The 214-nt window shown below is 66.8% G+C and carries 1 protein-coding gene; it reads right to left on the reverse strand.

Annotated elements, in window-relative coordinates; translation table 11 throughout:
- Positions 1–214 (reverse strand): hypothetical protein (locus tag ACH65_RS20930; RefSeq protein ID WP_237561577.1); only part of this gene is annotated, 214 nt, incomplete at both ends.

Genomic DNA, 214 nt, shown 5'->3' on the forward strand with positions numbered 1-214 from the left:
ACGGAACATCGAGCAGGCGCTCAGCGACGTGGCGAGCGCCAGCACGGTGAGCAGTTTCAGGGATACGCGCATGGGAAAGGGTTCAGATGTTTGATCGAAAAGGGATGATAGCCGATAGCGTGGAAGGCCGGCATTGGCGGGCCGGAAGCGGGCGGCTCCCGCACCGGACGGCCGCTTGCGCCGGTTTCCGCGCCGTGCGCCCGGGCTTTCCGGG

This window comes from Frateuria defendens (genome assembly GCF_001182895.1).
Classification (GTDB): Bacteria; Pseudomonadota; Gammaproteobacteria; order Xanthomonadales; family Rhodanobacteraceae; genus Frateuria_B; species Frateuria_B defendens.